Raw genomic sequence first — 19,839 nt, 5'->3', positions numbered from 1 at the left:
CCGTTATAGTTTTTGAGGATTTTGAGATGAGTGAGGCTGAAGCCCGCCCAACGAACTTTATTCGTCAGATCATCGACGAAGATTTGGCGAGCGGTAAGCACAGCAGTGTGCATACCCGTTTCCCGCCTGAGCCCAATGGTTATCTGCATATTGGCCATGCGAAATCTATCTGCCTGAACTTTGGTATCGCGCAAGACTACCAAGGTCAGTGCAATCTGCGTTTCGACGACACTAACCCAGTAAAAGAAGATCTGGAGTTTGTCGAATCCATTAAGCGTGATGTGCAATGGCTGGGCTTTGAGTGGAGCGGCAACATTCGTTACTCCTCAGACTACTTCGACCAACTGTTCAACTATGCGGTTGAGCTGATTAACAAAGGCCTGGCCTATGTTGATGAACTGTCAGCAGATGAGATCCGTGAATATCGCGGTTCCCTGACGGCGCCGGGCAAAAACAGTCCGTATCGCGATCGCAGCGTGGAAGAGAACTTAGCGCTGTTCCAGAAGATGCGCGATGGCGGTTTCGAAGAGGGCAAAGCCTGTCTGCGAGCCAAAATCGACATGGCGTCCAGTTTCATCGTGATGCGCGATCCAGTGCTGTATCGCATTAAGTTTGCCGATCACCATCAGACTGGCAGCAAGTGGTGCATCTATCCGATGTATGACTTCACCCATTGCATTTCGGATGCGATTGAAGGCATTACGCACTCTCTCTGTACGCTGGAGTTCCAGGACAACCGTCGTCTGTACGATTGGGTGCTGGATAACATCACTATTCCGGTGCATCCGCGTCAGTACGAATTCTCACGCCTGAATCTGGAATACGCGGTGATGTCGAAGCGTAAACTGACTCAGCTGGTGAGCGAGAAGGTTGTCGAAGGCTGGGACGATCCGCGCATGCTGACCGTCTCTGGTCTGCGTCGTCGTGGTTACAGCGCCGCTTCAATCCGTGAGTTCTGCCGCCGTATTGGTGTGACCAAACAGGACAATATCGTGGAGATGGCTTCACTGGAATCGTGCATTCGTGACGATCTCAATGAAAACGCACCGCGTGCGATGGCCGTAATGGATCCGCTGAAAGTGGTGATCGAGAACCTGCCTGCAGGTCACGAAGAGATCATCAGCATGCCGAATCATCCGAACAAACCGGAGATGGGCACGCGTGAAGTACCATTCAGCCGTGAAGTGTGGATCGATCGCGCGGACTTCCGTGAAGAAGCCAACAAGCAGTACAAACGTCTGGTGCTGGGTAAAGAAGTGCGTCTGCGTAATGCTTACGTGATCCGTGCCGAACGTGTGGCGAAGGATGATGAAGGCAATATCACCTGCATCTACTGTACCTGCGACGTTGATACGCTGAGCAAAGATCCAGCCGATGGCCGTAAAGTGAAAGGCGTCATCCATTGGGTTTCTGCAATTCACGCGCTGCCAGCGGAATTCCGCCTGTACGATCGTTTGTTCAGTGTGCCAAATCCGGGCGCGGCTGAGGATTTCCTCACCACCATCAACCCGAGTTCACTGGAAATCAAACAGGGCTTCGTTGAGCCAGGTTTGCGTGCAGCGGATCCAATGGCGCCATACCAGTTTGAGCGCGAAGGCTATTTCTGTGCTGATAGCGTCTATTCACAGCCATCCAAACTGGTGTTTAACCGCACCGTTGGTTTGCGTGATACCTGGGCAAAAATCGGCGATTAATACATTTTGTCGCTAGCACGATAAGATCATGAAAGGGCGAGCAATCGCCCTTTTTTATTGTCTCGATTTAACCAGATACGACCTTTTATGCTGCCCGCTGCAATTAGCCTTTAATTCCTTATTTGCGACTATTCTGACTTTAGCAAAATTAAACCATTTGCCAGTGTGAAAAACTTTTTTTCAGGTAGGCTATGCGCTCTCAGCCGTTGCTCTGCGGGTAATCAAAGGATAAAAAATGACAAGTCTCGCCCTGGAAGCCAAACATAGCGTGGTGGTTTTACATCAGCTTATCGAACGTATTTTCAATCAGGCAGAAGGCAGTGATGACAGCATTGATCTGTTCTTGTCGTACTTTCATCCCGACTTCAAAATGGTTACGCCTCAGGGTAAACAGCTTGATCTTAATGAGATGGAAACACTGTTTCGCCAGTTGCAGGGGCAGCGTGAAGGGATGCGAATTGCCACCAGTGAGCACGCCATCATTTCGCAGCAAAGCGACGAAGTCACAATTCAGTATCGTGAATTGCAGATGATGAATGGCACCAATCAAAGCCGCATTTCTCTGGCGGTACTGGATTGCAGTACCGCCATTCCGCGCTGGCGCTACTTGCAGGAAACGCTCGTTGCCTGATTTCAGATATAAAAAAACCGGCTTAAGCCGGTTTTTTTATACTGCATAGCACACTCAATTACTTATCGTGGAGCGTATCGTCTTCGCGGCAGTCTCCCAGAGCACAGTGACCATACAGGTACAGGCTGTGGTTGCTAAGCTTGATGCCGTGGCGAGTGGCAATTTCACGCTGACGCGTTTCGATTGATTCATCGCTGAATTCGATAACTTTGCCACAATCCAGGCAGATCAAGTGATCGTGGTGATGTTGCTGAGTCAGTTCGAAGACAGATTTGCCGCCTTCAAAGTTATGACGGGTTACGATGCCCGCGTCGTCAAACTGGTTAAGAACGCGATACACCGTTGCCAGACCAATCTCTTCGCCCATATCGATCAGGCGCTTATACAAATCTTCCGCACTGACGTGATGGGACTCGGGGCCGGGTCCCTGAAGCACTTCCAGAATTTTCAGTCTGGGTAGCGTGACTTTCAGGCCAGCCTTCTTCAATGCGGAGTTGTTGTCAGTCATGCGGATATTGTCCTGTTACTTTGCTAGTCACTTGCGGCGCAGGGGCCTTGAATGTTTAGGTCAACGCGCATTCTCATTTGCGTCTCATTATAGAACTCAAGCAGTGAAATGAAAACCAAGGCAACGTCCTTAATCACCAAAGGTTGTAAGGATAACGTCACTAACGTCTTCAGGACGCTTGGGTTTTGGATTCCATTTCACTCAGCCTCATTCTACTGCCAGAGGAATAAGCGGATGACCATTGCGGGTATTCTACAGATTTGCGGGGAAAAGTTAAAAAACCGTAGCTATTATTTTTATAGGAAATTCCGTTGCCCGATGTGAGGCAGCGCGCACATCGGACAGAGCAGGGAATTAAGCTTCAATAATCTCTTTCAGCTGCAGCTCGTCGAAGATCTGCTTCACCCACTTCTCAACACGTTCGTTGGTCAATTCTGGCTGACGATCTTCATCAATCGCCAGACCCAGGAAGTTTTTGTCATCGGCCAGGCCTTTAGAGGCTTCAAAGTGATAGCCTTCGGTTGGCCAGTGCCCAACAATCACCGCACCGTTTGGCTCGATGATGTCTCGGATGGTGCCCATCGCATCACAGAAGTACTCGGCGTAATCTTCCTGATCGCCACAACCAAACAGCGCTACCAGCTTGCCATTGAAATCAATCTCTTCCAGCGTCGGGAAAAAATCATCCCAGTCACACTGCGCTTCGCCGTAATACCAGGTTGGAATGCCCAGCAGCAGGATGTCGAATGCATCGAGATCCTCTTTGGTGCTCTTAGCAATGTCATGCACTTCGGCGACATCTTTACCCAGTTGTTTCTGGATCATCTTTGCAATGTTTTCAGTGTTGCCGGTATCGCTGCCGAAGAAAATGCCTACGATTGCCATGGGTTAGGTAACCTCTTGAATCCTGATTGTGAAAGTAAGTCAGTTGACTGCACAGTTATGCGAATAATAGCAGACCGGTAAAAAGTGCGGAACTTGTAAAGCCGTGACTTTGTGTTCCAGCGTGCGGTCTTCGCGCGTTACGACAGTTTGAGCTGTGCCAGCAGCATTTGTTCAATCAATTCGCTGCGACTAATGTTTTGCTGATCGGCCAGCGTGCTGAGCGCGTCAACCGCCTCGCTCGACATCTTCAGCTCAACACGACGCAGCCCACGCACTTTATCGCGCTTGAGCTGGTTGCGTTTGTTGATGCGTAACTGTTCATCACGCGTCAGCGGGCTGGTTTTCGGGCGACCAGGACGCCGCTCGTCTGCGAAGAGATCAAGCGTAGTGCGGTCTGTCTGTTCTTTTGCCATGGTTTGTAAAACTGAGTGGGCGCGAACGGCGGAAAGGCGCTGCGCGATTAAAACATTATCGGCCCGACCACGGCGAAAAAATATCCGTGGCAAATTTTTAGCGCGACATCATACTCCAGCGCCTTCCCTGACGCCAACCCTAAAGCGCAAGCGGCAAGCTTTTGCTTTTACAGGTTAAAAAACCGCCGAACGGCGCGTAACACCGCATCGGGTTTCTCGGCGTGCACCCAATGTCCAGCTCCGCTGATCACATGTGCATGCGCCTGCGGGAACTGACGCAGCAGCGCATCGCGATGCTGATTATCCAGATAAGGCGAATCGCCGCCGCGGATAAACAGTGCCGGATGCGGCCATGCAGGAATCTCTTTCCAGCCGGAGATGGTGCTGTAGTTATCCCACAACACCGGCACATTAAAGCGCCATTCGCCCTCGGCTAAAGACTTGAGGATGAACTGGATCACGCCTTCTTCATCAATATGCTGGCGCATTACCTCAGCGGCCTCACTGCGGCGCGTGACGCCTGTGGCGGTAACGGCGCGAATAGCGGCAAAAATTTCGTCATGGCGGCGCGTTTGGTAATCAACGGGCGCGATATCGATCATCACCATTTTTTCGATGCGTTCCGGCGCGATGGCACAGAGCGCCATGGCGATTTTGCCGCCCATCGAATGGCCAATCACACCAGCGCGATCGATCTGGTGCGCATCCAGCGTTTCGACAATGTCCTGCGCCATCACGTGATAATTCATCTCATCGCTACGTGCCGACAAGCCGTGGTTGCGCACATCAACCTGCAGCGTCGGACGTACGTCACGCACCCCACGCGCCAGCACGCCAAGGTTATCAAGGCTACCAAAAAGACCATGGATTAACAGAATCGGCGTGGCATCGGGGGCAGATTGTTCAGTTTGCAGACGGGCGTTCAAAATCATGGCTAAAGTTCTTACGGTTGTGACCTTGGCTTAGGTTATCATGGATTCACCTGTCCAGCAGTCAGGCCGGTGGGCATTAGGGCATATTCCGACTTTTGCCCGGAAACGTTGCCAACGCTATCGGCTGCCACGGATTTAACTTTATAATCCTTATGTTAGAACCCGCTCACGTTTTGCACGACTGGATTTTGCTAAGGCCGTTGCACTAATGCGTGGTTCTGTCATTTGCCAGAATCGTACGGAAAAAGATGAAAACGATTGAAGTTGACGAAGAACTCTACCGTTATATTGCCAGCCACACGCAGCATATTGGTGAAAGCGCCTCTGATATTTTGCGCCGCATGTTGAAGTTCACCGCCGGACAGAGCGCACCTGCTGCGCCCGCCGCTGGTGCATCAGTGAAAGAAGCGCAACCTGCCAGCCGCGAAGCGCGTCCTCAGGATCGCGTCCGCGCGGTACGTGAGCTGCTGCTCTCCGATGAATATGCCGAGCAGAATAAGGCGGTTAACCGCTTCATGTTGGTACTGTCAACGCTCTATCGTCTTGATCCGGCAGCGTTTGCTGAAGCGACTGCCTCGCTGCAGGGCCGTACCCGCGTCTACTTCGCGGGCGACGAGCACACGCTGCTGCAAAATGGCACCCATACCAAGCCGAAGCACGTTCCCGGCACGCCGTACTGGGTGATCACGAATACCAATACAGGTCGCAAATGCAGCATGGTGGAACACATCATGCTGGCTATGCAGTTCCCACAGGAACTGACAGAGAAAGTTCGCGGCACCATTTAACTGAAGCGTCAGGGAGAAGCGCCAATGGCCAATCACCCCCGTGCCGGGCAGCCTGCCCAGCAGAGCGATTTGATTAACGTTGCACAATTAACCTCGCAGTATTACGTCCTGAAGCCCGATGTGGCGAATCCGGATCATGCGGTGAAATTTGGCACTTCAGGCCACCGCGGCAGCGCGGGACGCCAAAGCTTCAACGAACAGCACATTTTGGCGATCGCGCAGGCGATTGCTGAAGAGCGCAAAAAGAATGGCATCACCGGTCCATGCTACGTCGGTAAAGACACGCATGCGCTGTCTGAGCCGGCGATTCTGTCCGTGCTGGAAGTGCTGGCCGCTAACGGCGTAGACGTGATTGTGCAGCAGGACAACGGCTATACGCCAACGCCTGCGATCTCTAACGCGATTCTTGAGCACAACAAACGCGGCGGCGCGCAGGCAGACGGCATCGTTATCACGCCTTCGCACAATCCACCGGAAGATGGCGGTATCAAATACAATCCGCCAAACGGTGGTCCGGCTGATACCAACGTCACCAAAGTGGTGGAAGATCGCGCTAACCAGCTGATCAAAGGCGAGCTGAAAGACGTGAAACGTCTGCCGCTGGATCAGGCATGGGCGAGCGGTCACATCGTTGAGCAGGATCTGATCCAGCCGTACGTTGAAGGTCTGGCGCAGGTGATTGACTTCGCTGCCATCCAGAAAGCCGGCCTGAAAATTGGCGTTGATCCGTTAGGCGGTTCCGGTATTGCTTACTGGCAGCGCATTGCTGAGCACTACAAGCTTGATCTGACCATCGTTAACGACGCGGTCGACCAGACTTTCCGCTTCATGCATCTGGATAAAGATGGCGTGGTGCGTATGGATTGCTCATCTGAATGCGCGATGGCCGGTTTGCTGGCGTACAAAGACAAATTCGACCTGGCCTTTGGTAACGATCCTGATTACGACCGCCATGGCATCGTCACGCCTGCGGGTCTGATGAATCCGAACCACTATCTGGCGGTAGCGATCAACTACCTGTTCCAGCATCGTCCGCAGTGGGGCAAAGAGGTTGCTGTTGGTAAAACTCTGGTTTCCAGCGCAATGATCGACCGCGTCGTCAACGACATTGGCCGCAAGCTGGTAGAAGTACCGGTTGGGTTCAAATGGTTCGTTGATGGTCTGTTCGACGGCAGCTTCGGTTTCGGCGGTGAAGAGAGCGCGGGTGCATCCTTCCTGCGTTTCGATGGCTCAGCCTGGTCAACCGATAAAGACGGCATCATTATGTGTCTGCTGGCCGCTGAAATCACAGCGGTCACCGGCAAGAACCCGCAGCAGCATTATGACGAGCTGGCAGAGCGCTTTGGTGCGCCAAGCTATAACCGTCTGCAGGCTCCGGCGACTTCGGCACAGAAAGCGGCGCTGTCTAAGCTGTCTCCAGAAATGGTGAGCGCTGATACGCTGGCGGGTGATCCGATCACCGCACGCCTGACTGCCGCGCCGGGTAACGGTGCGTCAATCGGTGGTCTGAAAGTGATGACGGAAAACGGCTGGTTTGCCGCGCGTCCATCAGGTACCGAAGACGCTTACAAAATCTACTGCGAAAGCTTCCTGGGTGCTGAACATCGTCAGCAAATTGAGAAAGAAGCGGTTGAGATTGTTAGCGAAGTACTGAAAAACGCCTGATAGGGCGGTGAAGAGAAAAGGCCGCTTAGCGGCCTTTTTTTATGGCATAAATCGATAGCCGATGCCGGTTTCGGTCAGCAAATGGCTGGGCTGCGTGGGATTCGCTTCCAGCTTCTGCCGCAAGTGGCCCATATAGATGCGTAAATAGTGGCTGTGCTCCACCGCATTCGGGCCCCAAACCTGATTTAGCAACTGACGCTGAGTCAGCACTTTTCCGGCATTATTCAGTAGCAAGCTCAGCAGACGAAATTCGGTAGGCGTCAAATGCACTTCCTGTTGGTTGCGCAGCACGCGGCGCGCCGCCAAATCGACGCTGACTTCGCCAAATTTCACAATCGGTTCAGGCTGGCTGCTTTGATGGCGACGCAGCGCCACGCGCACACGCGCCAGCAGTTCACCAATGCCAAACGGCTTGGTGAGATAATCATCCGCACCGGCATCCAGCGCATCAATCTTATCCTGCTCATCGCTACGCGCAGACAGCACAATCACTGGCATGCTGCTCCACTGGCGTACTTCACGGATAAAGTCATTGCCATCACCATCCGGCAAGCCGAGATCGAGGATCACCAGATCGGGCTTACGCGTTGCCGCTTCAATCAGGCCGCGCTGCAACTGTTCCGCTTCCACAATTTTCAGGCCTTCGCTCTCCAGCGCCAGGCGCACGAAACGGCGAATCTCTTTTTCATCTTCCACTATCAAGATGGTCGTCACGCTGCCTCCAGCGGCAAAAAAGTTAACGCATCACTTTAGCAATAAAGCGGCCCGGCGTCCGTCACGAAGTTTTTAACTTGAAGGGATCGTTAAATTTACAATCTTGTAACTAAATTTCATCACCACTTAAATTGATGGAAAAAAGCGCAAATAAAGTGGTCGGATGAGTAGTAAAATTACACAAAAACGGGTAATATCTGAACCAGATCACATTTCAACGCAATGTTTACCACAAGGGGGCCAAAAAATGGATCGAGCATATCCACTGTATAAAATCGTACTGCGCCGCGTGCTGGTGGTAGCAATCGGTTTGCTGGCGCTGCCAGTAATGTTATTCCGCTCGGATCGCGCGCGTTTGTACAGTTACCTGCATCGTATGTGGTGCAAAACCAGCACTAAACCGGTCTGGCTGGCGCAGTCGGAAGCGGCTGCCGGCATTCACTGGTAAGCAATTTCAGCGCAGTATTAACCCGGCGACTTCCCGCGAAGCGCCGGGTTTTTTTATCGATAAATTCACGCCCACCGCGCGTTAGCGCTGTTATCCCCGCGCATTTCAGCTACACTTAAAACCTCTACAAGATTTCTGAGGTTGTACAAGTATGAGCGAGAAAATTCCTGTTGGTATCAGCGCTTGCCTGCTCGGAGATAACGTCCGATTTGATGGCGGCCACAAACGTTTTGCCTTCGCCACCGACGAACTCGTGCCATTTGTGCGCTTTGAACCTGTATGCCCCGAAATGGCGATTGGCTTGCCGACGCCGCGTCCGGCTTTGCGGCTGGTAAAAGAGAGCGATGAAAATATCCATCTCTGTTTCAGTAAAGATGGCGGCGAAGAGGTGACAGAAGAGATGCAGCGCTGGTCCGCTGAGCGGGTCAAGTCGCTGCATCATCTGTGCGGCTACATTTTGTGTGCCAAATCGCCAAGCTGTGGATTGGAACGCGTCCGCGTTTACGAGCCTGAAACCAACAACAACCGTAAAGCAGGCACCGGCATGTTTACTGCATTCCTGCAGAAAGAGATGCCGTGGCTGCCGCTGGAAGAGGATGGTCGTTTGCACGATGACGCTATCCGTGAAAACTTTATTGGCCGCGTTTACGCGCTGCATGAATTCAACGAAATGTGGCGCAGCGGATTATCACGTCACAAGCTGATGGCCTTCCACAGTCGTTACAAACTGCTACTGCTTTCTCACGCGCAGGATGAGTATCGCGAAATGGGTCGTTTTGTCGCGGCGATGGATCAGTGGGATTCGCTGGAGGATTACGCCTTTGAGTACCGCAATCGCCTGATGCACCTGATGTCACATCAGGCATCACGACGCAATCACACTAACGTGCTGATGCATGTCCAAGGTTACTTCCGTCCACAGCTGAGTTCGCCGCAGCGTCAGGAGCTGGCGCAACTGATTGATCGCTATCGTCTTGGCGTGCAGCCACTGTTAGCACCGATCACCATGCTGAAACACTACATGGCGGAATATCCGCATCCGTGGCTGGCACAACAGCGCTACTTTGATCCTTATCCGGAAGCGCTGCGTTTGCGCTACGGACAATAATTTCGGGGCTTTATGACCACCCATTTAGTTTGGTTGCGTAACGATCTGCGCATTAATGACAACATGGCGCTGGCCGCTGCCTGCCGCGATAGCCAGGCTACAGTGATTGCGCTGTTTATCGCCACACCACAGCAGTGGCAGCAGCACCACATGGCACCTAAGCAGGCGGCGTTCATCCAGCAAAATCTCCTTTTGTTGCAGGCATCGCTGGCCGAACGCGGCATTCCTTTGCACTTCCATCAGTGTGATGACTTTGCCGCTTCGATTGATCACCTGGCGGAATTTTGCCAGCAGCAGCAGGTTGATGCGCTGTTCTACAACTATCAGTACGAAATCAACGAACGGGAACGCGATGCCAGGGCGGAGAAACGTCTGGATGCGCAGGGCGTGATTTGTCAGGGATTCGACGACAGCCTGCTGTTGCCGCCGGGCAGCGTGCAAACCGGCAGTAACACCATGTTCAAGGTATTCACGCCGTTCAGCAGAGCCTTTGTTCGTCGCCTGCATCAGGGCTTGCCGGAGTGTTATCACGCGCCGAAAGCGCGTGATGGCGCGCCCGTCAGCATCAAAAAGAAGATCCCCGCCTTTGATTATCCCTGTGAAGCTTTTGATGACAGCGTGTTCCAGGCAGGGGAAGAGGCCGCGTTAAAACAGCTGCGCCACTTCGCCAAACAGGCGGTGCAACATTATCCGGATCAACGTGATTTGCCAGCCATTGACGGCACCAGTCGTTTATCGGCCTATCTGGCGATTGGCGTGTTGTCGCCGCGTCAGTGTCTGCATCGCGTATTGAAAGAGCATCCCGACGCGCTTAACGAGGGCAAGGCTTTTACCTGGCTGAACGAATTGATCTGGCGCGAGTTCTATCGTCATCTGATGGTGGCATTTCCCGCGCTATGTAAGCATCAGCCGTTTGTCGACTGGACGCGCAACGTGGATTGGCAGCAAAACGAAGCGCATCTCAAAGCCTGGCAGCAGGGTAAAACCGGCTATCCGATTGTTGATGCAGCCATGCGCCAGCTCAACACGCTCGGCTGGATGCACAATCGCTTGCGCATGATTACCGCTAGTTTCCTGGTGAAGGATCTGTTGATCGACTGGCGTGAAGGCGAGCGTTATTTCATGCAGCAGCTGATCGATGGCGATCTGGCTGCCAACAACGGCGGCTGGCAGTGGGCCGCGTCAACCGGCACCGATGCCGCGCCCTATTTTCGTATCTTCAATCCCACCACGCAGGGCGAGCGTTTTGATAAACAGGGCGCGTTTATCCGTCAGTGGCTGCCGGAATTAAAGGAAGTGCCCGACAGCGATATCCATCAGCCGCAGGTGTGGGCGCAGAAAAATAACAAGAAACTCGATTATCCCGCGCCAATCGTGGAACATAAGGACGCACGTAAAAAGACACTAGACGCCTTTGAGCGCGCTCGCAGCGCGGCTTGAGGCGGTCAGGGAGCCGTAATGAATAATGTCGAGTTAGAACAGATCGTCAATCAGCAACTGAACAACAGCGCCTTCAGCGACTATGCGCCGAACGGTTTGCAGGTTGAAGGACGCGCCGAGGTCAAAACCATCATCACCGGCGTCACCGCCTGCCAGGCGCTGCTGGATGAAGCGGTGAAGCGCAACGCCGATGCGGTGATGGTGCATCACGGATACTTCTGGAAAAGCGAAGCGCCGGTGATTAAAGGCATGAAGCGCCAGCGTCTGCGTACGCTGCTGGCCAATGATATCAACCTATATGGCTGGCATCTGCCGTTGGACGCGCACCCCGAGTTGGGTAATAACGCGCAGCTGGCGCGCCTGTTTGATATTGAAGTGAAAGGCGAGATTCAGCCGCTGGTGCCGTGGGGCGAGCTGGCAGAACCAGTGAGTGGCGCGGCGCTGGCGCAGAGAATTGCCCAGCGATTAGGTCGCACACCGCTGCACTGCGGCGATAACGCGCCGGCATTGATCAAGCGCGTTGCCTGGTGCAGCGGCGGCGGTCAGGGTTTTATCGATAGCGCAGCAGCCTTTGGCGTTGATGCCTTTATTACCGGCGAAGTTTCTGAGCAAACCATCCACAGCGCGCGCGAACAAGGTTTGCACTTTTTTGCCGCCGGACACCACGCGACCGAACGCGGCGGGATCAAGGCACTGGGCGAATGGTTAGCCGCCCATCATGGCCTTGATGTGACCTTTATAGACATCGATAATCCTGCCTGATTCTTCCATTCTCACGCCCTTAACCTGCGTTTAAGGGCGCAAATCTGTTGACACATCTCTGTCACTTTCGCATAACTTATTGCCTTTACGCATAAACGAGTTGCCCGGTCGCCATGAAAGGCGACCCTACGTTATGTTTTGAATTTGACCAGGAGGTTGTTTTTGCAACGAGCACGTTGTTATCTGCTAGGTGAGCGCGCGGTGGTGCTGGAACTGGAACCGCCGGTTTCGTTGACCAGTCAGCAGCGCATCTGGGGATTGTGTCAGCGACTGCAGCAGAACGAGCAGGTAGAGGAAGTGATTCCTGGAATGAACAACCTGACGTTGCTGCTGCGCGATCCGCAACTCAATGCATTGGACGCCATTGAGCGTTTGCAGCGCTGGTGGGAAGAGAGCGAAGCGCAGCTGCCGGAATCGCGTCGGGTTGAAATCCCGGTGGTGTACGGCGGCTCGGGCGGGCCTGATCTGCAGGTGGTGGCGGATCGCGCCAACATGACGCCAAAGCAAGTGGTAGAACTGCACAGCAGCATCGATTACGTGGTCTATTTCATCGGCTTCCAGCCTGGTTTCCCCTATCTCGGCGGCCTGGATGAGCGTTTACACACGCCGCGCCGTGCTGAGCCGCGCGTGATTGTGCCGAGCGGCTCAGTGGGCATCGGCGGCAGCCAAACCGGCATCTATCCGTTAGCCGCGCCTGGCGGCTGGCAACTGATTGGTCACACACCGCTTAGCCTGTTCGATCCACTTCAGCATCCACCGACACTGTTACGCCCCGGCGATAGCGTGCGCTTTGTGCCGCAGCAGGAGGGCGTATGTTGAAAATTCTCCGCGCGGGCATGATGACCTCGCTGCAAGACCACGGCCGCACCGGCTTCCGCCAATATGGCATCAGCGTGGGCGGCGCGCTCGATCAACCGGCAATGCGCACCGCCAATATGCTGGTGGGCAACCCCGAGCAGAGCGCGGTGCTGGAAATCGTGCTGGGACAATTTAAAGCGCAGTTTACCCGCGATGGCTGGTTTGCGTTGACGGGTGCGGGCTGCAATGCCGATCTGGATGGCAAACCGGTCTGGACCGGCTGGCGTCTGCCGGTGAAAAAAGGGCAGGTGCTGACGCTGGCAACGCCAACGCGCGGCATGCGCAGCTATATGGCGGTCAACGGTGGCTTTGCCGTGCCGGAAATGCTTGGTTCGGTGAGTACCGATCTCAAGGCGGCGTTTGGTGGCTGGCAGGGACGTAAGCTGCAGGACGGCGACGAACTGCCGTTGGGCAAACCGACGCGCGACTTCAAAGATAAAGCCGGCGTGCGTCAGCTGCTGTGGGGCAACCGCATCCGCGCCTTAGCGGGCCCGGAATATAACGAGTTCTCGCGAGAGGCGCAGCAGGGTTTCTGGCGCAGTCCGTGGAAGCTCAGTCCGCAAAGTAACCGCATGGGCTATCGCCTGCAGGGGCGTCAACTGCATCGCGATGCAACGCGCGATTTGCTGTCGCACGGTTTAGTACCCGGCGTGGTGCAGGTGCCGCCTAATGGTCAGCCGATTGTGTTGATGGCGGACGCACAAACTACCGGCGGCTATCCGCGCATTGCCTGCATCATCGAAGCCGATCTCTATCATCTGGCGCAAATTCGCCTCGGCGAACCGATTCACTTTATCCACTGCACGCTGGAAGACGCGATTCACGCCAAACAGCATCAACAACGTTCGTTCGACCAAATAGCATGGGGATTGGCACATGAAGATTGATCTTAACGCCGATCTCGGCGAAGGCAGCGCCAGCGATCAGGAACTGCTGACGCTGGTGAGTTCAGCCAATATCGCCTGCGGCTTTCACGCCGGTGATGCGCAAACCATGCTGCAATCGGTGCGCTGGGCCAAAGCGTCTGGCGTGGCGATTGGTGCCCATCCAAGTTTCCCCGATCGGGAAAACTTTGGTCGTACCGCCATGCAGCTGCCGCCGGAAACCGTATATGCGCAGATGATCTACCAGATTGGTGCGTTGAAAAGCATTGCGGAGAGCGAAGGCGAACGGCTGGTGCACGTCAAGCCGCACGGCATGCTGTACAACCAGGCGGCGGGCGATCCACAACTGGCGGATGCCATTGCGCGCGCAGTGAAAGCCGTGGATAGCGGATTGATTCTGGTGGGATTGGCGGGCAGCGCGTCGATTGCCGCGGCGGCGCATCATGGTCTGCGCACCCGCGAAGAGGTATTTGCCGATCGCGGCTATCTGGCGAGCGGGGCGTTAGTGCCACGCAGCCAGCCGCACGCGATGATTGAAGATGCCGATCAGGCGCTGGCGCAAACGCTGGCGATGGTACAGCAGCGCCAGGTGCAGAGCATCAGCGGAGAATGGGTCAAGGTCAACGCCGAAACCGTCTGTTTACACGGCGATGGCGCACACGCGCTGCAGTTCGCCCGCACGCTGCGTGCGGCATTTGCGACACATCAGATTGCTGTCACCAGCGCATAACGTTTTACTCATTGCCCGGCATCACGCCGGGCTTTGTCTATTCACATAAGGGAACAACATGGATAACGTGGTAAACCTCTGGCCGCTGTTGGGTATTGCCGCCATCATTCTGGGTTTTGTGCTGCGCTTTAACCCGGTGCTGGTAGTGATTGTGGCGGGCTTCGTCACCGGGCTGGCGGCGCATCTGCCGTTGGCAGACATTCTGGAAAAACTCGGCTCAGGCTTCCTCAATACGCGCAACCTGCCGCTGATTCTGCTGCTGCCGCTGGCCGTTATCGGGCTGCTGGAGCGTCATGGTCTGAAAGAGCGTGCGCAAAGCTGGATCGCGCAGATCAAAACCGCTACCGCCGGCCGCTTACTGATCGTCTACCTGTTTGTGCGTGAAGCCACCGCCGCGCTGGGCTTAACCAGTCTTGGCGGCCATCCGCAGATGGTACGTCCGCTGCTGGCGCCGATGGCTGAAGGCGCTACCGAAAACCGTTACGGTGACGTCCCGCCAGACGTGCGCCATCGTCTGCGCGCCATGTCTGCGGCGACCGATAACATCGGTCTGTTCTTTGGCGAGGATATCTTCGTTGCCTTTGGCGCGATTATCTTCATGCATAACTTCATGCAGGAATCTGCTGGTATCAGCACCGAACCGCTGCATATCGCGTTGTGGGGCATCCCGACCGCTCTTTGTGCTTTCCTCATTCACTCAGCCCGTCTGGTGCGTCTTGATCGCCAGCTGTCGCGTGAATTGGGCGCGTTGAACCAGCAGGCGCTGAACGCCAAAGGAGGGAAGTAATGTTCCAGCAACAATATTTGATGTGGCTGGCAGGCGTGATCCTGCTGGTGGTTGCCGTACTTTCATGGCGTGACAGCGCTAACCCGCGTCGTTTTACCACCGGGCTGTTCTGGGCATTGTATGGTCTGATTTTCCTGATTGGTGAGGGTGCTTACCAGCTGATGGGACAATGGGCGGGCGATGCCGAACTGGGCCGCCGCTGGTTGCATATCGGCGTGGGCGTGGCCGTGGTGTTGATGGCGTTAATTGCTGGTTTCGGTGGCGTGCGTCTGGGTCGTTACCATCAACGTAGCGATGAGCAGAAACAGGAGAGCGCTAAACGCCTGCATAACAAACTGTTCCTGCCAGCGCTGGCGATTCCGCTGGTCACGGTGATTGGCGTGCTGGCGTTTAACCATATTCCCGGCTTGCAGGACCGCGTGTTTGGTCCCGGCAATCACTCCACATTGGTGACGCTGTTCTCCATGATGATTGGCTGCCTGCTGGGCTGGCTGATCGCGTTGAAAATTACCCATGAAAAGCCGCTGCAGTCGATGCAGGAAACCCGTCGCCTGCTGGATGCGGTGGGTTGGGCATTTATCCTGCCGCAGATTCTGGCCACGCTTGGCCTGCTATTCACCAGCGCCGGTGTTGGCACGGCGATTTCGCACCTCACCGAGCAGTATCTGGCGGTGGATAATCGCCTGATTGCCGTCGCGGTGTATGCGGGTGGCATGGCGTTGTTAACCATGGTAATGGGCAACGCCTTTGCTGCCTTCCCGATTGTGACCGCCGGCATTGGTATTCCGATTCTGGTGCTGCAACACGGCGGCAATCCGGCAGTGATGGCGGCGATTGGGATGTTCTCTGGCTATTGCGGCACGCTGATGACGCCGATGGCGGCCAACTTCAACATCGTGCCAGCGCGCCTGCTGGAGCTGCCGGACCGCAACGCGGTGATCAAGGCTCAGGTGCCAACCGGTGTGCTACTGTTGGTAGTGAATATTTTCCTGCTCTACTTCCTGATGTTCTTGTGAGGTTGCAATGAAAACGGTGTTAATGACGGCGTTTGAGCCTTTTGGTGGCGAAACTATCAACCCTTCATGGGAAGCAGTGCGCACCTTCGACGGCAAAGAGATCGCCGGTGCGCGCATTGTGGTACGCCAGTTGCCAGTGGTGTTTGCCACCTGCGGTGAAGTGCTGACGCGCGCGCTGGACGAGATTCAACCCGATCGCGTGTTGTGTGTTGGGCAAGCTGGCGGCCGCGCCGATATTACGGTTGAACGTGTCGCAATCAACGTAGACGACGCACGTATTCCGGATAACAACCAGCAGCAACCTATCGACCAACCGATTGAAGCGGATGGCCCGGCGGCCTATTTCTCCACGCTGCCGATTAAAGCGATGGTTGCCGCGCTGCGCGAAGTGGGCGTGCCGGCTTCGGTATCGCAAACTGCCGGCACCTTCACCTGTAATCACGTGATGTACAGCCTGCTGCACTGGATCCACACCACCAACAGCAAGGCGCGCGGCGGTTTTATTCACATCCCGTATATGCCGGAACAAGCGGTGCACCATCCGGGCGTGGCCAGCATGGCGACGTCTAGCGTGATTCAGGCGCTTGAAACTTCGCTGCAGGTGATTCTGAGTACCGAAAATGATATCCGCGTCGTCGGTGGCGCCACGCATTAACAGGAGTTGTTATGCCTGAGGGACCGGAGATCCGCCGCGCGGCGGATCAGCTGGCAGAGGCAATGGTCGGCAAACCACTCACCGATGTGTGGTTTGCCTTTCCACAGCTGAAAACCTACGAACCGGCGTTGATGGATGCCACCATCAACGCCTTCGAAACGCGCGGTAAAGCGCTGCTCACCCACTTCTCCAACGGGCTAACGCTCTACAGCCACAATCAGCTGTACGGCTTGTGGCGCGTGGTGCCAACCGGCACGCAGCCGAATACTACGCGCCAGCTGCGTGTGCGGCTCGCTACCGCGGATAAAACCATTTTGCTGTATAGCGCATCGGATATTGAGCTGCTCAATGCTGATACCTTAGCGGCGCATCCGTTTTTGCAACGTGTAGGCCCGGATGTGCTGGATGCCAGTTTAACGGTGGAAGAGGTGCGCGAGCGTTTGCTGTCGCCGCGTTTTCGTCGTCGCCAGTTCAGCGGCTTGCTGCTCGATCAGGCCTTTTTAGCTGGCCTCGGCAATTATCTGCGCGTGGAGATTTTGTGGCACGCCGGATTGCTGGCGTCACATCGGGCGCAGGATCTCAGCGAGCAGCAGTTGACGGCATTGAGTGAAGCGATGCTGGCGGTGCCGCGTTTGTCGTATCAGATGCGTGGCAGTATGAAGAAATATCACGAAGAGGCAGCGTTTCGCTTCGAGGTGTTTCATCGGCAGGGCAAAAAGTGTCGGCGATGTGGAGCGGTGATTGAGAAGAGCGTGCTGTCATCGCGGCCGTTTTATTGGTGTCCGGGATGCCAGTTGTAGCGCTGCGTTCAGTGCCTAACGCTGGTGCCTGGTTTTCGTAGGGTGCGCATTTATGCGCACCAGGTCGCCATAAATGGCGACCCTACGGAGTTTGTAGCGATTGTGAGTTTATAAAACATATTGTTGCTAAAGCGCGGGTGTTGAGGCGACATCCCAAACCGCTGAACGATTGAGGGATTCCAGGGCGAGCCGCATGGATGCGGCGAGAGGTGGCGTTGAGCAGGAGCGAATCGACACCGGTCCGTCAGGAATCGTGAATGAGTGAAGGGACCGCGCAGCGGCGGGTTGGGCTGGCGCAGGGCCCGGGAGTGCAGAGGGCGTGGCCATGACGCCCTCTGCTCGGTCGCCGCACCAAAGTGCTGCAACTGCTTAGCACATGGCGAACGAAAGTCGCTCTGCGCTTAACTAATCGGCGTTGCCAGATGGCCGCCTTTCTCTTATTTATCCAGCGCCGAGGTGAATGGACGCTCGGTGTAACCGGTATACAGCTGACGCGGACGGGCGATTTTCATGCCTTCGTCGTGCATCTCTTTCCAGTGTGCAATCCAGCCCACGGTACGCGCCATCGCGAAGATCACGGTAAACATGGAAGACGGGATGCCCATCGCTTTCAGAATGATGCCTGAATAGAAATCGACGTTTGGATAGAGTTTACGTTCGATGAAGTACGGGTCGTTCAGGGCGATGTGTTCCAGCTCCATCGCCACTTCCAGCAGATCATCTTTCATGCCCAGTTCATTCAGCACTTCGTGACAGGTATCGCGCATCACGGTGGCACGTGGATCGTAGTTTTTATACACGCGGTGGCCGAAGCCCATCAGACGGAACGAATCGTTCTTATCTTTCGCACGTTTAACAAACTCAGGGATGTGATCTACGGTGCTGATCTCTTCCAGCATGCGCAGTGTCGCTTCGTTAGCACCGCCGTGCGCCGGTCCCCACAGTGAAGCGATACCGGCGGCGATACAGGCAAACGGGTTCGCGCCTGAAGAGCCTGCGGTACGCACGGTAGAAGTTGAAGCATTCTGCTCATGGTCGGCGTGCAGAATCAGAATACGGTCCATCGCGCGTTCCAGTACTGGATTCACTTTGTACTCTTCGCACGGCGTGGCGAACATCATATGCAGGAAGTTACCGGCATAAGAGAGGTCGTTACGCGGATACACAAACGGCTGGCCAATCGAGTACTTGTAGCACATCGCCGCCATGGTCGGCATTTTCGATAGCAGGCGGAACGCAGCGATTTCACGGTGACGTTCAATGTTGACGTCTAAAGAGTCGTGATAAAACGCCGCCAGCGCACCGGTCACACCACACATCACTGCCATTGGATGCGAATCGCGGCGGAAGCCGTGGAACAGTCGGGTGATTTGCTCGTGGATCATGGTGTGGCGGGTAACGGTGGTGCGGAACTCTTCGAACTGGGCTTGGGTCGGGGCTTCGCCATTCAGCAGGATGTAACACACTTCGAGATAGTTTGAGTGGGTTGCCAGCTGATCAATCGGGAAACCACGGTGTAACAGAATACCTTCGTCACCATCAATAAAGGTGATTTTAGATTCGCAGGACGCCGTAGAGGTGAAGCCGGGATCGAAGGTGAACAGGCCTTGAGAGCCAAGGGCGCGGACATCAACAACATCTTGTCCCAGCGTGCCTTGCATCACGTCCAGTTCAACAGACGTATTATCTTGTAGGGTTAGCGTCACTTTTTTATCTGTCATTATTTCGTCTCCATAGCGCCTTTAAGGTAAGGATCTTAGACACCAGAATAGCCTCCATGTTGCATAAAACCACAATCTTCCCAGCATCACTCTACGGTAACGTTGGTTAGGCAAGGTTACAGAGTAAACGCTGAATTTGGGCCATTCGGTGGCATCGGGGCATGACATGCTGCACATCGAGGATGTTAAAGTTCCTGTCACGACATAACTTCTTGGTAACCAATAACCTGATGCTTTATATAACTTGTATTGGCAATGTTACATAACTTGAGCTTAGGGGAAAGTGTATCCCCATAACTTTTGTGCATCATAGGGCTTTAATGCGATTGTTTGTAACTGAAATGTTGATTCTTTGTCAAATCAGATAATTAAAAATGTATAAATTGTGAAATTCGTGAAG

Annotated in this window: 21 protein-coding genes; 15 read left to right on the top strand and 6 right to left on the bottom strand. The window is 54.6% G+C overall.

Translation table 11 applies throughout. The features are described 5' to 3' along the window. Positions 1-26 precede the first annotated feature (26 nt). Both glnS and FHW71_RS09190 read left to right on the top strand, forming a co-directional pair. Complete coding sequence (gene glnS / locus FHW71_RS09195) at positions 27-1,694, top strand: glutamine--tRNA ligase (RefSeq protein WP_061717379.1); 1,668 nt, start codon at positions 27-29, stop codon at positions 1,692-1,694. A 235-nt stretch (positions 1,695-1,929) separates the two neighbouring features. Further along, complete coding sequence (locus tag FHW71_RS09190) at positions 1,930-2,325, top strand: hypothetical protein (protein ID WP_179451586.1); 396 nt, start codon at positions 1,930-1,932, stop codon at positions 2,323-2,325. A gap of 58 nt (positions 2,326-2,383) precedes the next feature. Here FHW71_RS09190 and fur read toward each other — a convergent pair whose 3' ends face one another. From fur to ybfF, 4 genes are all read right to left on the bottom strand, one after another. Continuing rightward, positions 2,384-2,833, bottom strand: coding sequence for a ferric iron uptake transcriptional regulator (fur, locus tag FHW71_RS09185; protein ID WP_007890672.1), 450 nt, complete (start codon positions 2,831-2,833; stop codon positions 2,384-2,386). 354 nt (positions 2,834-3,187) lie between these two features. Further along, the gene (gene fldA / locus FHW71_RS09180) at positions 3,188-3,718 is read right to left on the bottom strand and encodes a flavodoxin FldA (protein ID WP_008107028.1); all 531 of its coding nucleotides are present in this window, start codon (positions 3,716-3,718) and stop codon (positions 3,188-3,190) included. Between the two features lie 137 nt (positions 3,719-3,855). Then, positions 3,856-4,131: a LexA regulated protein gene (gene ybfE / locus FHW71_RS09175; RefSeq protein WP_007890670.1), complete on the bottom strand. Its 276-nt coding sequence runs from the start codon at positions 4,129-4,131 to the stop codon at positions 3,856-3,858. A 167-nt stretch (positions 4,132-4,298) separates the two neighbouring features. After that, a complete protein-coding gene (gene ybfF / locus FHW71_RS09170; protein WP_179451584.1) occupies positions 4,299-5,063 on the bottom strand; it encodes an esterase in 765 nt (254 codons plus the stop codon). A gap of 248 nt (positions 5,064-5,311) precedes the next feature. On the opposite strand from ybfF, the gene seqA reads away from it, so the two are divergent. Both seqA and pgm read left to right on the top strand, forming a co-directional pair. Then, entirely contained in the window at positions 5,312-5,851 is a 540-nt protein-coding gene (gene seqA, locus FHW71_RS09165; RefSeq protein WP_061717375.1) for a replication initiation negative regulator SeqA, read from the top strand. A 24-nt stretch (positions 5,852-5,875) separates the two neighbouring features. Then, positions 5,876-7,516: a phosphoglucomutase (alpha-D-glucose-1,6-bisphosphate-dependent) gene (gene pgm, locus FHW71_RS09160; protein ID WP_061717373.1), complete on the top strand. Its 1,641-nt coding sequence runs from the start codon at positions 5,876-5,878 to the stop codon at positions 7,514-7,516. A 39-nt stretch (positions 7,517-7,555) separates the two neighbouring features. Here pgm and kdpE read toward each other — a convergent pair whose 3' ends face one another. Then, on the bottom strand, positions 7,556-8,230 hold the full coding sequence (kdpE, locus tag FHW71_RS09155) for a two-component system response regulator KdpE (RefSeq protein WP_008107021.1): 675 nt from the start codon (positions 8,228-8,230) through the stop codon (positions 7,556-7,558). Positions 8,231-8,477: 247 nt separating this feature from the next. Here kdpE and FHW71_RS09150 point away from each other — a divergent pair, with 247 nt between their 5' ends. From FHW71_RS09150 to nei, 11 genes are all read left to right on the top strand, one after another. After that, positions 8,478-8,678, top strand: coding sequence for a YbfA family protein (locus FHW71_RS09150; protein ID WP_008107019.1), 201 nt, complete (start codon positions 8,478-8,480; stop codon positions 8,676-8,678). A 151-nt stretch (positions 8,679-8,829) separates the two neighbouring features. After that, entirely contained in the window at positions 8,830-9,786 is a 957-nt protein-coding gene (locus FHW71_RS09145; RefSeq protein WP_008107017.1) for a 2-thiouracil desulfurase family protein, read from the top strand. A 12-nt stretch (positions 9,787-9,798) separates the two neighbouring features. Further along, positions 9,799-11,226 (top strand): deoxyribodipyrimidine photo-lyase, encoded by a 1,428-nt coding sequence (phrB, locus tag FHW71_RS09140; protein WP_179451582.1) that lies wholly within the window; start codon positions 9,799-9,801, stop codon positions 11,224-11,226. An 18-nt stretch (positions 11,227-11,244) separates the two neighbouring features. After that, positions 11,245-11,988: a type 2 GTP cyclohydrolase I gene (locus tag FHW71_RS09135; protein WP_179451580.1), complete on the top strand. Its 744-nt coding sequence runs from the start codon at positions 11,245-11,247 to the stop codon at positions 11,986-11,988. A 162-nt stretch (positions 11,989-12,150) separates the two neighbouring features. Beyond that, positions 12,151-12,807 (top strand): 5-oxoprolinase subunit PxpB, encoded by a 657-nt coding sequence (gene pxpB / locus FHW71_RS09130; RefSeq protein WP_179451578.1) that lies wholly within the window; start codon positions 12,151-12,153, stop codon positions 12,805-12,807. Next, positions 12,801-13,733, top strand: coding sequence for a 5-oxoprolinase subunit PxpC (pxpC, locus tag FHW71_RS09125; RefSeq protein ID WP_179451576.1), 933 nt, complete (start codon positions 12,801-12,803; stop codon positions 13,731-13,733). The genes pxpB and pxpC overlap by 7 nt, the downstream gene beginning before the upstream one ends. Continuing rightward, positions 13,723-14,460: a 5-oxoprolinase subunit PxpA gene (gene pxpA, locus FHW71_RS09120; protein ID WP_154181394.1), complete on the top strand. Its 738-nt coding sequence runs from the start codon at positions 13,723-13,725 to the stop codon at positions 14,458-14,460. The genes pxpC and pxpA overlap by 11 nt, the downstream gene beginning before the upstream one ends. Before the next feature lie 58 nt (positions 14,461-14,518). After that, positions 14,519-15,247 carry a DUF969 domain-containing protein gene (locus FHW71_RS09115; protein ID WP_008107005.1) on the top strand — a complete coding sequence of 243 codons (729 nt, stop codon included), beginning with the start codon at positions 14,519-14,521 and terminating at the stop codon, positions 15,245-15,247. After that, a complete protein-coding gene (locus FHW71_RS09110; RefSeq protein WP_179451574.1) occupies positions 15,247-16,263 on the top strand; it encodes a DUF979 domain-containing protein in 1,017 nt (338 codons plus the stop codon). The genes FHW71_RS09115 and FHW71_RS09110 overlap by 1 nt, the downstream gene beginning before the upstream one ends. A 7-nt stretch (positions 16,264-16,270) precedes the next feature. Next, a complete protein-coding gene (gene pcp / locus FHW71_RS09105) occupies positions 16,271-16,918 on the top strand; it encodes a pyroglutamyl-peptidase I (RefSeq protein WP_008107000.1) in 648 nt (215 codons plus the stop codon). Between the two features lie 11 nt (positions 16,919-16,929). Continuing rightward, positions 16,930-17,718, top strand: coding sequence for an endonuclease VIII (gene nei / locus FHW71_RS09100; protein WP_179451572.1), 789 nt, complete (start codon positions 16,930-16,932; stop codon positions 17,716-17,718). Positions 17,719-18,155: 437 nt separating this feature from the next. Here nei and FHW71_RS09095 read toward each other — a convergent pair whose 3' ends face one another. Beyond that, a complete protein-coding gene (locus FHW71_RS09095; RefSeq protein ID WP_008107361.1) occupies positions 18,156-19,439 on the bottom strand; it encodes a citrate synthase in 1,284 nt (427 codons plus the stop codon). Positions 19,440-19,839: the final 400 nt, after the last annotated feature.

This window comes from Enterobacter sp. Sphag1F (genome assembly GCF_014193275.1).
In the GTDB taxonomy this organism is placed as follows: Bacteria; Pseudomonadota; Gammaproteobacteria; order Enterobacterales; family Enterobacteriaceae; genus Pantoea; species Pantoea symbiotica.
The sequence above is the reverse complement of the archived record's forward strand: the minus strand, read 5'-3'. Positions and strand labels throughout refer to the sequence as shown.

What these genes read in the sequence shown, in the direction of transcription:
- glnS (WP_061717379.1), top strand. Translation starts at nt 27, where the DNA reads ATGAGTGAGGCTGAAGCCCGCCCAACGAACTTTATTCGTCAGATCATC.
- FHW71_RS09190 (WP_179451586.1), top strand. Translation starts at nt 1,930, where the DNA reads ATGACAAGTCTCGCCCTGGAAGCCAAACATAGCGTGGTGGTTTTACAT.
- fur (WP_007890672.1), bottom strand. Translation starts at nt 2,833, where the DNA reads ATGACTGACAACAACTCCGCATTGAAGAAGGCTGGCCTGAAAGTCACG.
- fldA (WP_008107028.1), bottom strand. Translation starts at nt 3,718, where the DNA reads ATGGCAATCGTAGGCATTTTCTTCGGCAGCGATACCGGCAACACTGAA.
- ybfE (WP_007890670.1), bottom strand. Translation starts at nt 4,131, where the DNA reads ATGGCAAAAGAACAGACAGACCGCACTACGCTTGATCTCTTCGCAGAC.
- ybfF (WP_179451584.1), bottom strand. Translation starts at nt 5,063, where the DNA reads ATGATTTTGAACGCCCGTCTGCAAACTGAACAATCTGCCCCCGATGCC.
- seqA (WP_061717375.1), top strand. Translation starts at nt 5,312, where the DNA reads ATGAAAACGATTGAAGTTGACGAAGAACTCTACCGTTATATTGCCAGC.
- pgm (WP_061717373.1), top strand. Translation starts at nt 5,876, where the DNA reads ATGGCCAATCACCCCCGTGCCGGGCAGCCTGCCCAGCAGAGCGATTTG.
- FHW71_RS09150 (WP_008107019.1), top strand. Translation starts at nt 8,478, where the DNA reads ATGGATCGAGCATATCCACTGTATAAAATCGTACTGCGCCGCGTGCTG.
- FHW71_RS09145 (WP_008107017.1), top strand. Translation starts at nt 8,830, where the DNA reads ATGAGCGAGAAAATTCCTGTTGGTATCAGCGCTTGCCTGCTCGGAGAT.
- phrB (WP_179451582.1), top strand. Translation starts at nt 9,799, where the DNA reads ATGACCACCCATTTAGTTTGGTTGCGTAACGATCTGCGCATTAATGAC.
- FHW71_RS09135 (WP_179451580.1), top strand. Translation starts at nt 11,245, where the DNA reads ATGAATAATGTCGAGTTAGAACAGATCGTCAATCAGCAACTGAACAAC.
- pxpC (WP_179451576.1), top strand. Translation starts at nt 12,801, where the DNA reads ATGTTGAAAATTCTCCGCGCGGGCATGATGACCTCGCTGCAAGACCAC.
- pxpA (WP_154181394.1), top strand. Translation starts at nt 13,723, where the DNA reads ATGAAGATTGATCTTAACGCCGATCTCGGCGAAGGCAGCGCCAGCGAT.
- FHW71_RS09115 (WP_008107005.1), top strand. Translation starts at nt 14,519, where the DNA reads ATGGATAACGTGGTAAACCTCTGGCCGCTGTTGGGTATTGCCGCCATC.
- FHW71_RS09110 (WP_179451574.1), top strand. Translation starts at nt 15,247, where the DNA reads ATGTTCCAGCAACAATATTTGATGTGGCTGGCAGGCGTGATCCTGCTG.
- pcp (WP_008107000.1), top strand. Translation starts at nt 16,271, where the DNA reads ATGAAAACGGTGTTAATGACGGCGTTTGAGCCTTTTGGTGGCGAAACT.
- nei (WP_179451572.1), top strand. Translation starts at nt 16,930, where the DNA reads ATGCCTGAGGGACCGGAGATCCGCCGCGCGGCGGATCAGCTGGCAGAG.
- FHW71_RS09095 (WP_008107361.1), bottom strand. Translation starts at nt 19,439, where the DNA reads ATGACAGATAAAAAAGTGACGCTAACCCTACAAGATAATACGTCTGTT.